9 protein-coding genes are annotated in these 13,831 nt (G+C 61.8%); 7 read left to right on the top strand and 2 right to left on the bottom strand.

Annotated features, from left to right (window positions below; all coding sequences use genetic code 11):
• Window positions 1–621 precede the first annotated feature (621 nt).
• Entirely contained in the window at window positions 622–1,539 is a 918-nt protein-coding gene (locus AC244_RS34190) for a nucleotidyltransferase and HEPN domain-containing protein (protein WP_053253270.1), read from the bottom strand.
• 254 nt (window positions 1,540–1,793) lie between these two features.
• On the opposite strand from AC244_RS34190, the gene AC244_RS34185 reads away from it, so the two are divergent.
• A complete protein-coding gene (locus tag AC244_RS34185) occupies window positions 1,794–1,997 on the top strand; it encodes a cold-shock protein (RefSeq protein ID WP_053253269.1) in 204 nt (67 codons plus the stop codon).
• Between the two features lie 375 nt (window positions 1,998–2,372).
• On the opposite strand, the gene AC244_RS34180 is transcribed toward AC244_RS34185, so the two are convergent.
• On the bottom strand, window positions 2,373–5,993 hold the full coding sequence (locus AC244_RS34180) for a hydantoinase B/oxoprolinase family protein (protein ID WP_053253268.1): 3,621 nt from the start codon (window positions 5,991–5,993) through the stop codon (window positions 2,373–2,375).
• 121 nt (window positions 5,994–6,114) lie between these two features.
• Here AC244_RS34180 and AC244_RS34175 point away from each other — a divergent pair, with 121 nt between their 5' ends.
• The 6 genes from AC244_RS34175 to AC244_RS34150 all read left to right on the top strand — a co-directional run bounded on the left by AC244_RS34175 (window position 6,115) and on the right by AC244_RS34150 (window position 13,708).
• On the top strand, window positions 6,115–6,699 hold the full coding sequence (locus AC244_RS34175; RefSeq protein ID WP_053253267.1) for a winged helix DNA-binding protein: 585 nt from the start codon (window positions 6,115–6,117) through the stop codon (window positions 6,697–6,699).
• 13 nt (window positions 6,700–6,712) lie between these two features.
• Window positions 6,713–8,545, top strand: coding sequence for an ABC transporter ATP-binding protein (locus AC244_RS34170; RefSeq protein WP_053253266.1), 1,833 nt, complete (start codon window positions 6,713–6,715; stop codon window positions 8,543–8,545).
• A 50-nt stretch (window positions 8,546–8,595) separates the two neighbouring features.
• Entirely contained in the window at window positions 8,596–10,128 is a 1,533-nt protein-coding gene (locus AC244_RS34165) for an ABC transporter substrate-binding protein (RefSeq protein ID WP_053253265.1), read from the top strand.
• A 61-nt stretch (window positions 10,129–10,189) separates the two neighbouring features.
• Window positions 10,190–11,113 (top strand): ABC transporter permease, encoded by a 924-nt coding sequence (locus AC244_RS34160; RefSeq protein WP_053253264.1) that lies wholly within the window; start codon window positions 10,190–10,192, stop codon window positions 11,111–11,113.
• 4 nt (window positions 11,114–11,117) lie between these two features.
• Window positions 11,118–11,972: an ABC transporter permease gene (locus tag AC244_RS34155; protein ID WP_053253263.1), complete on the top strand. Its 855-nt coding sequence runs from the start codon at window positions 11,118–11,120 to the stop codon at window positions 11,970–11,972.
• Complete coding sequence (locus AC244_RS34150; protein ID WP_053253262.1) at window positions 11,969–13,708, top strand: M14 family metallopeptidase; 1,740 nt, start codon at window positions 11,969–11,971, stop codon at window positions 13,706–13,708. Before AC244_RS34155 ends, AC244_RS34150 begins: the two co-directional genes overlap by 4 nt.
• The last annotated feature ends 123 nt before the right edge of the window (window positions 13,709–13,831 follow it).

The following is a 13,831-nucleotide window of genomic DNA, read 5'->3' as shown; positions in this document are numbered from 1 at the left end:
GCGATATCCGCTCCCACTGCTCGTCCCGAAGGATCAGACGATCCAAAACACCCATGACTGCCTCCAAAAGACAGTCTTGAATCTGATTTGCTCACCCTTGGAAATCCCAAGAGTCCACACGACCTAGGAGCTCGGCATCGAGATGCACATATGTCGCCGAAGCAGGAGTTCCAAAGCAATTGGCGGACGGTTGACCGGAGCGAACAATGCCATGGACCGATACGCGACGCAGTTCAGACCTGCCGCTCGTTACTGCTCGTCCGGAAGCGAACGTGTCTGAAAAGAGCGCAAGGGCGACAGCCCCCGTAAGGCTCTGCGGATCATGTTTGCCGTCCCAGGCGCCGTCGCCAGCTTCTCCCGGACACTCTTCGTCCCGAGTTCCGGCCCGTGAGCTCAGTAAATCGGCGGATGAGGCGCGCAAAGCGGTGCCGCCGTTCCACATTCAGGAACGTGTTCAACCCCTTCACGAGCTACTCCCGACGAGACCCCACAGGATGGCCGTAAGCAAATACGGCAGGCAATTCATGGAGGGAACGCCGAATCACAAGCAAAAAGCGGCCATCAAACGCGGAGCGCCTTCCCCCGGTATCAATGGCGCATGCTTTCCACCCGAGCGCATCTTTACCGATGACGCTCAGCTTCAGTACCCAACGTTGAAATGTGGGTTTCACAGATGTCCCTCGTGATTGCATCAAGTGCCGCAGCCCGGTCCGTAAGCCACGCAAGTGCCTCTTGACTGATATCATAGTGCTCTGAATATCGGGCCTTCACATACGCCTCGTTCAGAATGTTGTACCAAGCGATAAACCGGTGCTGATCGCGGGGCCAGACATCCACCAGCCTTTGATCTGTGTCTTCGGCCAAACTGCGCAAAAAGTTCAAATTATGTGAGGGGGGGCTATAGTTAGTCAGCGTAAGGAGCAGTGCTCCGTACATATGCTCAACTGCTTGGTGCAACATGAACGCCGATCCGGACAGATCGCGTTTCTCAAGCCTAAAGACCGATGACTCAACGAAGGTATCGATGACTTTTCCTCGGGCAGCAAAGTGCTTTTTCGCCTGCTCATAAGCTTGCTGTGGCGTAAGGCGTTTTGGCGCCGCCAATGGCTCGTCATCGAGTTCGTGCAGGATCACGCCGTCACGAGCGATATCAACAAAGAAATACAGTCCCTCCCGAAGGGAGGCGTTCACTTCACGCCGGGAATGCACAATCAGGCTGACAGGTGTTTTTACGTCCTTCAGGTGAAGGAGCCGATCCTGTGTCTTGTGCCAATAGGTTGCGATATCCGTGAGCTTTTTGCTGTTCACAACGATCAGCAAATCATAGTCGGAACGATAACCCTTCTTGGTATGGGGCTCATCGACGAAGGTGCCTCTGCCGTAGGAGCCGAACAGGATGATCTTGAGAATGCGGCCTTTCTTCTTGAACTCGGCCGAACTGCCTTTGAGGGCATCCTCGAATTCCTCGAAGATGATTTCGACAATGCGGCGAAGCTCATGCTGCTTGATCGGCGGCAGATGATCGAGACCCGTTTTCATCAGCTGTCTAAACCTCTTCTTGCACCCTGATTCGAGTGCCTTCCCAAACTTACGGCACCAGGGACAGTGCTGGAAGCCAAGCCGCGTTTCAACGAAGGGTTTGCGAAGAGATATTTGCACGACCTTCACAAACTGCGCCCCGCGCCAGGTTCACGCCACCGGTTGGAGCTTTCCCCTGCCGTTGATAGCCATGCATAGGATCTATAGGATCGGCTCGCCAAGCCAAACGGCCGCAGACATCAAAAGGATCATTCATGCCGACAGGAACAGTTAAATTTTTTGCTCAAGACAAAGGTTTTGGCTTCATCACGCCAGACAATGGTGGCCCGGATGTTTTCGTGCACGTGTCGGCCTTACAGTCCGGTGGCTCGCTGAGAGACGGCGAGAAGGTCAGCTTCGATGTCGGCCAGGATCGCAAGACGGGCAAGTCCAAGGCGGAGAACGTCAGCGTTCTCTGATCGTGCGTTTAAAGAAACAGCCTGCCGCCTGTCGGCGGGCTGGATCGCTTTGATCCTTTGTGGGCTCTATCCACATCTGCACGACGGCGTCTCATCCCGTCAGTCAAAATTCCGGCTCTTTTCAAATATGTCCCCCACCACCGCCAGTTCTCGTGAATCTGGTCCACCCGGCGAACCATGGGCGAACCCATCACCACGGCCGGTCAGCAGTCAGCGGCGCCTGTATCCGTTTCGGCACCAAACTCCGAAGCCTTCCCGGGCGTTGCGGTAAGCTGATAGGTCATGCGGCTGATGGCGATGAACGGCGGCCTTCAAACGCAAAGCGGGCGGACGATTGCTCGCCCGCCCGCAGACCACCGCAGCAGTCTTGGGAGATCAATTCTTGCCGTAGCCACCGCCGGTTGGCGTGACGACGGTAAAGGCCTCGCCTGCCTCCAGAACCGTATGGGCGCAGCCCGACAGCTCTTCGGTTCGGCCGTCGTTGCGGCGCACGATGTTCTGGCCGAGGTTGCCGGGTTCGCCGCCCTTGATGCCGAAGGGGGCAACGCGGCGGTGTCCGGAGAGGATGGCGAAGTCGAGCTTTTCGCGGGCACGGATCGTGCGCTTCGTGCCATCACCAGCCGACCACTTGCCCTTGCCGCCGGAGCCACGGCGGATGTGGAAGTCCTCCAGCACGACAGGGAAGCGGGTCTCGAGGATTTCGGGATCGGTCAGGCGCGAGTTGGTCATGTGGGTGTGGACCGCATCGGCACCGTTGTAACCCGGCCCTGCCGCCGCGCCCGAGCAGATCGTCTCGTAATACTGGTAGTGCGCGTTGCCGAAGGTCAGGTTGTTCATCGTCCCTTGTGCACCCGCCTGGCTTTCGACGGCACCGAACAGGCAGTTGGTGACGGCCTGGCTGACCTCGACATTGCCGGCAACGACGGCGGCCGGATAACGCGGCGTCAGCATCGTGCCTTCCGGGATGACGATGCGGATCGGCCGCAGGCAGCCGGCATTCATCGGAATGTCGGCTTCGACAAGCACGCGGAAGACATAAAGGACCGCAGCCCGGGTGACCGGCGCCGGCGCGTTGAAATTGTCCGAACGCTGCTCCGACGTGCCGGTGAAATCGACCGTGGCTTCGCGCTTGTCACGATCGACGGTGATCTTCACCACGATCTTGCAGCCCTGGTCCATCTCATAGGAGAATTCGCCATCGGGCAGCTGGTCGAGAACGCGGCGCACGCTTTCGGCAGCATTGTCCTGGACGTGGCCCATATAGGCCTCGACGACATCCTCGCCGAACTGCGCGATCATCTTCTTGAGTTCGGCCACGCCCTTCTCGTTGGCGGCAACCTGCGCCTTCAGGTCATTGACGTTCTGGACGATGTTGCGCACGGGATAGCGCGCGCCGTTCAGCAACGCCTCAAGCTCGGCCTCGCAGAACCGGCCGGCATCGATGAGCTTGAAGTTGTCGATATAGACGCCTTCTTCCTCGATGTTGGTTGCCAGCGGCGACATCGAGCCCGGAGAAATGCCACCTATATCCGCATGATGGCCACGGCTTGCGACCCAGAAGCGGATCTCCCTGCCCTGGTCGTCGAACACGGGCGTGCAGACCGTCAGGTCAGGTAGATGCGTGCCGCCATTGTAAGGCGCATTGATGAGGAACACGTCGCCGGGATGAATGACCGGGTTCTCGCGGATCGCAGTTGCGACCGAGGCATCCATGGAGCCCAGATGCACCGGCATGTGCGGCGCGTTGGCGACGAGATTGCCCCTGTTGTCGAAGACCGCACAGGAGAAGTCGAGACGCTCCTTGATGTTTACGGAATAGGCGGTGTTCTGCAGCGTCACGCCCATCTGCTCGGCGATCGACATGAAGAGGTTGTTGAAGATCTCAAGCATGACCGGATCGGCCTTGGTGCCGATCGCGCTGCGCTCCGGCAGCGCCTTGACGCGGCGAAGAACGATATGATCCTTGGCCGTCAGTTCGGCCTGCCAGCCGTCCTCGACGATAACAGTCTGGTTCGGCTCGATGATGATCGCCGGACCATCGAGGCGCTGGCCGGGCCTGATCTCGGAGCGGAGCGCTACCGGCGCATCGTGGAACTGGCCCTGGGAGTAGAAGCGGGTGCTGCGGCTGAGCGCAGGCGCGCCTTCAGTTGTTGCCTGACCCTCACGTTCCATCTGGGCAGCACCGCCGCCGACGGTTTCGACTTCAACTGCGTCGATTACCAGTGCCTTGTTCTCGGCAACAAAGCCGAAACGGCGCTTGTGCAGCGTCTCGAATTCGGCGCGCAGGCGCGCGATATCGTCATGCTCGGGGAAGGTCGCATCGACCGCCAGAACCGTATCGGTGCCGGCGTAGCGGATATGGGCGCGCAGATGCGTGCGGATCTCGTCGCGCGCAATGCCCTGCGCCTCGAGTTCGCCGAGGCATTCGACCTGGAGGTCGGACCCAAGCTCAGCGAGGGCCGCCGGCGCCTTGTCGTCGAGCGCAACACCGAGCGCCTTCTGGCGCGTCGCGCGAATATCGGCGAGCCCCATACCATAGGCCGACAGCAGGCCCGACATCGGGTGAACCAGAATGCTCTTCATCCCCAGCGAATCGGCGACAAGGCAGGCGTGCTGGCCGCCGGCACCGCCGAAGCAGCTGAGCGCATAGCGCGTCACATCGTAACCGCGCTGGACCGAGATCTTCTTGATCGCCTCGACCATGTTGGCCACGGCAATGCGGATGAAGCCGTCAGCAACATCCTCGGGGCTGCGGCCATCGCCGATTTCCGCGGCCATCGCCGCGAAACTCTCACGCACCGCCTCGACATCGAGCCGCTCGTTCTGCTGCGGCCCGAACAGCGCCGGGAAGAATTCCGGAATCAGCTTGCCGAGCATCACATTGGCATCGGTGACAGCCAGCGGGCCGCCGTTTCGATAGCAGGCGGGGCCGGGATTGGCGCCGGCGGAATCCGGTCCGACGCGGAAGCGCTCGCCGTCAAAATGTAGGATAGAGCCGCCGCCGGCAGCAACCGTGTGGATCAGCATCATCGGCGCGCGCACGCGCACGCCGGCAACTTCGGTTTCGAAGGCACGCTCATATTCGCCGTCGAAATGGGCAACGTCGGTCGACGTGCCCCCCATGTCGAAGCCGATCACCCGGTCGAAACCGGCTGCTTCACCGGTTTTGGCAAGGCCGACGACGCCGCCGGCCGGACCTGAGAGGATCGCATCCTTGCCCTGGAACATGTCGGCTGCCGTCAGACCACCCGACGACATCATGAACATGACGCGGGCGCCAGAGCGCTCGACATCAAGCTCGTTCGACACCTGCGCCACATAGCGACGCAGCACCGGCGAGAGATAGGCGTCGATGACGGTCGTATCGCCACGACCGACATATTTGATCAATGGCGAGACTTCGTGGCTGACCGACACCTGCTCGAAGCCCATTTCGCGGGCGATCCGGGCGACCAGCGCCTCGTGTTCCGGGTATTTGTAGGCGTGCATGAACACGATCGCGACGGTGTTGTAACCCTGTTCGCGAAGTGCTGCCAGCGCCTGGCGCGCCTCGGCCTCGTCGAGCGCCTGCTCCACCGTGCCGTCGGCCAGCACGCGTTCGCCGAGTTCGACGATGTCCTTATAGAGCGCTTCCGGCTTGATGATCTCGGTGGCGAAGATGTTCTTGCGTTCCTGGTAACCGATCCTGAGCGCGTCGCGGAAACCGCGCGTCGTCACCAGGGCCAGCGGTTCGCCCTTGCGCTCGAGCAGCGCATTGGTGGCGACCGTCGTGCCCATGCGCACTTCGCTGATGAGCCCGGTCGGGATCGGCGCACCGGTCGGCAGGCCCAGGTGCAGGCGGATGCCCTGCACGGCCGCATCGTGATAGGCTTCCGGATTCTCCGACAGCACCTTGCGCGCATGCAGAACGCCTTGCGGGTCCCTGCCGATCACGTCGGTGAAGGTGCCGCCACGGTCGATCCAGAAGTCCCAGCTACCGGTTTCGCGTGCGCTCATCGTCCATCCCTCTCACTCGTATGCCGCCACCTTGGGTCGGCTCCGAAAATCATCAAAGCAGTTCGTTGACAAAATGTCGATAAAATGATGACATAAAATCGTCAAGATGAGGAAGTGCTGAATGACGAAGAAGTCTGAGGAGAGCTTTGAAGGCAGGGAATGGGCGGAAAACGCTCTGCCCGGCCACCTGAAGCCCGTGTCCGCGATCGGGCCCATCGTCTCCTCCGCGCATCTTGCCGAAGGCGGGTCCCCTGGCCTCTCGGAAGTCGAGTACGGCCTGATCCTCGCCTCGCACGCCTTCCATCGCTGGATGGTGCGCTGCATGGCGGCAGCCGGCGTGCCCGGCCTTTCCTCCATCGAAATCCTGATCCTGCATACGATCCGCCACCGCGATCGCGGCAAGAAGCTTGCCGATATCTGCCTCGTGCTCGACATCGAAGACACCCATGTCGCGACCTATGCCATCCGCAAGCTCGAGGCGGCCGGCCTTGTCACCACCGGCAAGGAAGGCAAGGAAAAGACCATCCAGATCACCGACAAGGGTGCGGGAGCCTGCACCCGTTATGCACAGATCCGCGAGCGCCTGCTCGTGACGTCGACGGCCAATGCCCGCCCTTCCGAGGAAACGCTGTCGGAAATCGCCGCCGTGCTGCGTTTCATGTCGGGTGCCTATGACCAGTCCGCGCGCGCCGCGACCACATTGTGACAAGGAAGACCGCGTGACCGCTGATACGACACCCCCGCTGCTGGCGGTCGAAAACCTATCCGTCGCCTTCAATGGCAATGCCGTCGTCGAAGGCCTGAGCTTTTCGGTCACGGCGGGACGGACGCTGGCAATCGTCGGCGAATCGGGCTCCGGCAAATCGGTGACGTCGCTTTCGATCATGCGGCTTGCTGACATGATGGGTGGCCGGTTCCCGACTGGTAGCATCCTGTTCCAGGGTAAGAAGGGCGCGGTGGACCTGACGGCCGAACCGCAGAAAGCGATGCGTACCATTCGCGGCAAGGAGATCGCCATGATCTTCCAGGAGCCGATGACCTCGCTCAATCCGGTGTTCACGATCGGCGACCAGATCGCCGAAGTGCTGATGCTGCACGAGAAGATGACGAAGGCGCAAGCGCTCGTCGAAACCTGCCGGCTGCTCGACATGGTGCGCCTGCCCGATTCCGCCGAACTTGTCGGCCGTTATCCGCACCAGCTCTCCGGTGGCATGCGCCAGCGCGTGATGATCGCCATGGCGCTTGCCTGTCGCCCCAAGCTTTTGATCGCCGACGAGCCGACGACGGCGCTCGACGTGACTATCCAGGCCCAGATCCTCACCATCATCCGCGACCTCCAGAAGGAGCTCGGCATGGCGGTGATCTTCATCACCCATGACATGGGCGTCGTCGCCGAGATGGCCGACGACGTCGTTGTCATGTGGAAGGGCCGCAAGGTCGAGGAAGGCCCGGTCGCCGAGATCTTCGCCAATCCAAAGCATCCCTATACGCAGACCCTGCTTTCAGCGGTGCCGAAGCTCGGCAGCATGACCGGCGAAGATTTCCCCAAGCGCATGCCGCTGACGATGATGGTCGACGGTGCACCGAAGCTCGTCGGCGAAGAGCATATCCAGCGCACAGCCCGCTACGAAACCGCGCCGATCCTGTCCGTGCGCGACCTCGTCACCCGTTTCGACGTCAAGAAGAACCTTTTCGGCAAGACAACGCATCGGGTTCACGCGATCGAAAATGTCAGCTTCGACATCTTCCCGGGGGAGACACTGGCGCTCGTCGGCGAATCCGGTTCCGGTAAGTCGACGATCGGCCGCACGATCCAGCAGCTTCAGAAGGCCACATCCGGCGAGATCCTCTTCGGTGGACGTCCGGTTTCCGCCATGAGCTTTAACGAGCGCCAGCGGCTGAAGCAGGAAATCCAGTACATCTTCCAGGATCCTTTCGCCTCTCTCGACCCGCGCAAGACCGTCGGCTTCTCGATTGCCGAACCCATCCGCACCCATGGCCTGATCCTTGGCGAAAAGGCGATCGAAAAGCGCGTTCACGAATTGCTCGAGCGTGTTGGGCTGACCTCCGCCCACGCCCGGCGCTATCCGCATGAGTTCTCCGGCGGCCAGCGCCAGCGCGTCTGCATCGCCCGGGCGCTTGCATCCCGTCCCAAGCTGATCATCGCCGATGAAGCGCTGTCGGCGCTCGACGTGTCGATCCAGGCCCAGATCATCAATCTGTTCATGGAGTTGCAGGAGCAGGAAGGCCTCGCCTATCTCTTCATCAGCCATGACATGGCCGTGGTCGAGCGCATGAGCCACCGCGTCGCTGTGCTCTATCTCGGGCAGGTGATGGAGTTCGGTAGCCGCCGCCAGGTGTTCGAGACCCCGACCCATCCCTATACCCGCCGGCTTCTTTCGGCCGTTCCGGTCGCCGATCCTGGCAAGGGGCGCGACCGAGGGATGATCGAAGGCGAGATCCCGAGCCCGATCCGGCGTGTCGGAGAAGAACCCGCGGTGCTGCCGCGCAAGGAGATCGCACCAGGCCATTTCGTGGCGCTGGACGCGTAAAGCCGCTTTCTCTTTCCGGGGAAGGCAGTCGAAACAGGAGTGAGTAAAAAATGATCAACAAAAAGGGGATCCACGCCGCCTTCATCGCGCTTGCGCTGACAGGCAGCCTTCTGACGGCCGCGCCGGCCTTTGCTGCCGGCACATTGACGGTCTCGTCGCCGCAGGATCCGGGCAGCTGGGATCCGGTCGACACCTTCCTCGTCAACTGGGCGTCTGTCTCCACCAACATTTTCGACGGCCTGACCTATCGCGGCCCTGACCGCAAGCTGGTTGCCGGCCTCGCAACCGCCTGGGAAGAGCTCGACGGCGGCAAGCGCCTGCGCTTCACGCTGCGCGAAGGCGTCAAGTTCCACAATGGCGAGCCCTTCAACGCCGAAGCCGTGAAGTACACCTTCGACCGCCTGCTCGGCGAAGAAGGCTCCAAGGGGCCGCAGAAGTCCAACTATGCCGCGATCGAGCGCGTCGAGATTATCGACGAGAAGACCGTCGATCTCCACCTGAAGGCCCCGGATCCGGTTCTTTTGACCAAGCTCGCCGGCTACGGCGCAATGATCGTGCCGCCGAAATACATACAGGAAAAGGGTGAGGACTATTTCAACACCCATCCGGTCGGTACCGGCCCGTTCAAGTTCGTTTCCTATGAGCCGAAGGTGGCGATCAAGCTTGAGGCCTTCGCCGATCATTGGGGCGGCGCGCCGAAGCTTTCCACCCCCGCCTCCCGCTTCCTCGCCGAGCCGGCGACCGCCGTTGCCGAACTGCAGGCCGGCCGCGTCGATCTCGTCATCCCGCCGACCATCCCGATCGGCATGATCCCGACGATCGAAGGCGACGATAAGCTCGAACTCGTTTCGACCTCCGGCCCGACCGTCTATGCGCTGCGCTTCAACACCCGCGACGGCATCACCAAGGATCCGAAGGTTCGCAAGGCGCTGATCCTCGGCGTCGACCGCGACACCATCATCCAGTCGATCCTCGGCGGCCAGGCCGCTCCGATCGCCAGCTTCCAGGGCGAACTGTCGTTCGGCTTCGACCCGAGCATGAAGCCGCTACCCTATGATCCCGAGCAGGCGAAGGCTCTTCTGAAGGAAGCGGGCGTCGCTCCAGGCGCCTCTGTCCAGATCGACGTGCGCGGCAACGATGCGACCTTCAACGAAGTCGTTCAGGCCGTCGCCAGCTACCTGCAGCTCGTCGGCATCAATGCGACGATCAAGCCTTACGAAACCAACGTTCTCCTGAACGACATCATCCCGGCCGGCAAGACCGGCGCGATGTTCCAGCAGGCCTGGGGCGGCTGGACGCTCGATTACGACAACACCGCCTACTCGATGTACCACTCGGGCGAAAAGTGGAACCCCTACGACAAGGACGCCGATCTCGACAAGCTGCTGGAATCCCAGCGCTCGATCACCGATCAGCCCAAGCGCGAGGAAATCCTCAGGCAGATCGCCAACTACGCCGCCGACCGCGCGCTGGAAATGCCGCTCTACAACCTCAACGCCATCTATGGCGTGAGCAAGCGCGTCAAGAACTTCACGCCGGTTCCAGACAGCCGCCTGCGGCTGACGGACGTCACGGTCGAATAACAATCAGATCCGCCGCTCCTCAACTTCGAGCGGCGGATCGTCTTCATGAAGGGCGGGTAAGTTGGCCGGATTTTTGATCAAACGTGTTCTGCAGGCGGTGTTCGTCGTTTTCGTCGTAACGCTCACCGTCTCCTTTGCCATCCGCCTGACAGGCGACCCGGCGCTGATGCTCGCCCAGGGCGCCGGCAGCGTCACCGAGGAGGACCTTGCGCGCATCCGCGAGGCGCTCGGCCTCAACCAGCCCTTCATGACGCAGTATTTTGCCTTCATCAAAGGCCTCTTCACCTTCGATTTCGGCCGCTCGTTCATGGGCGGCACCCCGGTCTCGCAGCTGATTGCCGCCGCCCTGCCGGCCACGATGATGCTGGCCTTCGCATCGCTCATCGTCTCGATCATCATTTCGATCCCGCTCGGCATCAAGGCCGCGGTCGCCCGCGGCAAATGGGCCGACCAGGCAATCCGCATCCTCTCGCTCGTCGGCCTCTCCTTCCCGAACTTCTGGCTGGCGATCATGCTGGTGCTGTTGTTTTCGATCACCCTCAAATGGCTGCCGCCGAGCGGCATGGACGGGTTTGCGAGCTTCATCATGCCGGCGGTCACCATGGGCATCATCCTGACGGCGACCAATGTCCGCCTGGTGCGCACAGCGATGCTCGAGACGCTGCAGTCGCAATACATCATGGTCGCCCGCGCCAAGGGCCTCAGCGAAAGCAAGGTGCTCTACAAGCATGCGCTGCGTAACTGCGCCATTCCGCTCATCACCTATTTCGGTCTCCAGTTCGGCGGCCTGCTCGGCGGCATCGTCGTCGTGGAACGGGTGTTCAACTGGCCGGGCATGGGCACACTTGCCTTCGACGCCGTCGGCGCTCGCGACTATCCCGTGCTGCAGGCCGTCATCACCGTGCTCTCGCTGATGATCGTCGGCGTTAACCTCATCGTCGACATCGCCTATGGCCTCGTCGACCCGCGCATCCGGACGGAGTGAGCCGATGACCACCAAGGCCGCAAACACCCGTTTCGCCCGTTTCCGCAACCTCGAATTCATCCTCGGCGTGCTGCTTGCCGGTGGCATGTGCCTCGCTGTTCTCTTGTCTGGCGTGCTTTTCCCGGGTGGCGCCGACAAGATCGATCTAATGGCGCGGCTGACACCGCCCTTCGTCAACTGGGCGCACGCGCTTGGCACCGACCCACTCGGCCGTGACGTGCTTGCGCGCGTTGTTGCCGGCGGCAAGATTTCGCTGCTCGTCGGCTTTACCTCGGTTGCCGGCGCCGTCGTCATCGGTGTGGTGATGGGCCTCGTCTCCGGCTACTACCGCGGCTTCTGGGACATGCTGGTCATGCGCTTTGCCGACGTGCAGCTGGCGCTGCCCTTCATCCTGCTCGCCATCACCTTCATCGCCATCGTCGGCGGCGGACTCACCAACACCATCATCCTCCTGATCGTGTCGCAGTGGGTGCAGTACGCCCGCCTCGTGCGCGGCTTGGTACTGTCGCTACGCGAGCGTGAATTCATCCAGTCGGCCCGCGCGATCGGCGTTCGCGATGTGAAGATCCTGTTCCAGCATCTGCTGCCGAACCTGATCGGCCCGGTCATCGTGCTGATGACGCTCAATGTTGCCAACAACATCCTGCTCGAGAGCAGCCTGACCTTCCTCGGCCTTGGCGTCGACCCGCTGATCCCGAGCTGGGGCGGCATGCTCGCTGACGGCCGCACCTACCTGCAGAACGCCTGGTGGGTCAGCGTCTTCCCGGGCCTTGCAATCCTTCTCACCGTCCTTGGCCTCAACCTCCTCGGCGACTGGCTGCGCGACAGTCTCGACCCAACTGGCAGAACTTCACGATGACCACGATTTTCGAAGGGGCGTTCGAGCGCACGCTCGACACCATGCTCGCAACCTATGGCAAGGAGGCTGCGCGCGGCACCCGGCTGGAGGCATGGCTCTTCGATGATCGCGAGAGCCGCAAGGCGGCCGAGCAGACGCTCGCGGACTTCGGCGTCGAGGCAAAGCTGCGCAGCGCCTACAAGCCGCTGCTGCACTTCTTCCTCGAGGAGATCGATCTCAAAGCGCTGAAGCGCGTCGACATCCGCTATCCGCAGCCCGAAAACTGCCCGGCGAACCGCTTCCTGCTCGAGGCCTATCCGCTGGCAGCGCTCGTCGGCGACGCCGAGATCGTTTTTGTCGGCGGCAGGAATGCGGCACTGACCTACGACGTCGCGCTGACCTTTGCCGACGGACGCACGGAGACCCACTCGGTGTTTGCGCCCAACCGCCAGCACACCGATTTCATCGGCGAGACTCTCCTGTCTCCGACCGGCTGGGTCCGTCTCGACGACAGCAGCAGCAAGCGGCGGGAATGCCATCTTGAAACCGATTATGAGCGGCTGTTCGCAGGCGCCATGCGTGCGATCGCCGAGCACGGCTGGGGCGACAGCGAACCCTACTTCGACGAACTCAACATCCGCGCGACATTGCCGATCAACGATCTTCGGCTGCCGGTCGGCGAAGAAGTCATCAGCCTGCGCGAGGCGCTGCACGAGGATTTCTACTTCTCGCTGCTCGAAATCTTCCAGAAAAAGTCTGGCCGCCCGCTTGGCGACCGCGGCCTGAAACCCGGTCAGATCGTTCCCGAAATCGTCTTTGCCGAGGGCAAGCCCACTGTTCGGGTCGAAACGCGACCGCTGGCGACAGCGGACGCCGACGGCGAGATCCAGCCTCTCGATACGGCGCAGGCGCCGCTCGCGGTTGCACAGATCCATGCGGAACTGCAGAAGATCGAGGGCCAGTCCTTTGAGGCACATTCGCGCGCCGGTCGTCCCGTCAAGGCGCGATACCACAAGGGCACCGATGCCGCCGTGATGATCAGCGGAGGCCAGCACCCCAACGAGACCACCGGCATCGTCGGCGCATTGCGAGCAGCCCAGACGCTCGCGGCTCGCCCCGGCGCGCACTTCACGGTATCGCCGCTCGAAAACCCTGATGGTTATGCCGTTCACCAGCGCCTGCGCGCCGACAACCCGCTGCACATGCATCACGCCTCCCGCTACACCGCGCTCGGCGACGATCTCGAATATCGCGCCGGCACCGCCCTCAACGAGCGGGCAATCCGCAACGAAGCCGAAGCGCTGTCGGGCGCTGAGCTTCATGTCAACCTGCACGGCTACCCCTCGCACGAGTGGACAAGGCCGCTGTCCGGCTATGTCCCGCGCGGCTTTGCCATGTGGACCTTGCCGAAGGGCTTCTTCCTCATCATGCGCCACCACGCCGATTGGGGGGCGCGCGCCGAGCAGCTGATCGAAGCGGTGACGGCTCGGCTCGCCGCGGTCCCCGGCCTTCTCGCTTACAACGACCAGCAGATCGCGCTTTACGAAACCCATGCCGGCGAAACCGGCTTCCGCATCATCAACGGTTTCCCTTGCATGATCTCCGTCGACGAACGCCACAAGGCGCCGTTGACCCTGATCACAGAATATCCCGACGAAACCATTTATGGCGACGCCTTCGTTGCAGGGCACGAGGCGCAACGCGAGACGATCCTTGCCGCCTACGAGGCGTTCCAGTCGATGATGGCGATCGCCTAGGAGCCTGTCCGAGTAGTCACTGTTCAATTGCGTGCGAGTCTGATTCAATCTTTTGCCATGAGCAAATATTTTCGCCCCTGGAATATCGATCAGACACTGCTTCTTCCGCCGAGCGTGCAGGAC

The organism is Ensifer adhaerens (genome assembly GCF_001270265.1).
In the GTDB taxonomy this organism is placed as follows: Bacteria; Pseudomonadota; Alphaproteobacteria; order Rhizobiales; family Rhizobiaceae; genus Ensifer; species Ensifer adhaerens_B.
This window is presented reverse-complemented; position numbering and strand designations above follow the sequence as displayed.

Excerpts from the sequence above, each read along its gene's own strand:
- AC244_RS34165 (WP_053253265.1), top strand. The coding sequence starts at position 8,596 with ATGATCAACAAAAAGGGGATCCACGCCGCCTTCATCGCGCTTGCGCTG.
- AC244_RS34175 (WP_053253267.1), top strand. The coding sequence starts at position 6,115 with ATGACGAAGAAGTCTGAGGAGAGCTTTGAAGGCAGGGAATGGGCGGAA.
- AC244_RS34190 (WP_053253270.1), bottom strand. The coding sequence starts at position 1,539 with ATGAAAACGGGTCTCGATCATCTGCCGCCGATCAAGCAGCATGAGCTT.
- AC244_RS34150 (WP_053253262.1), top strand. The coding sequence starts at position 11,969 with ATGACCACGATTTTCGAAGGGGCGTTCGAGCGCACGCTCGACACCATG.
- AC244_RS34180 (WP_053253268.1), bottom strand. The coding sequence starts at position 5,993 with ATGAGCGCACGCGAAACCGGTAGCTGGGACTTCTGGATCGACCGTGGC.
- AC244_RS34155 (WP_053253263.1), top strand. The coding sequence starts at position 11,118 with ATGACCACCAAGGCCGCAAACACCCGTTTCGCCCGTTTCCGCAACCTC.
- AC244_RS34185 (WP_053253269.1), top strand. The coding sequence starts at position 1,794 with ATGCCGACAGGAACAGTTAAATTTTTTGCTCAAGACAAAGGTTTTGGC.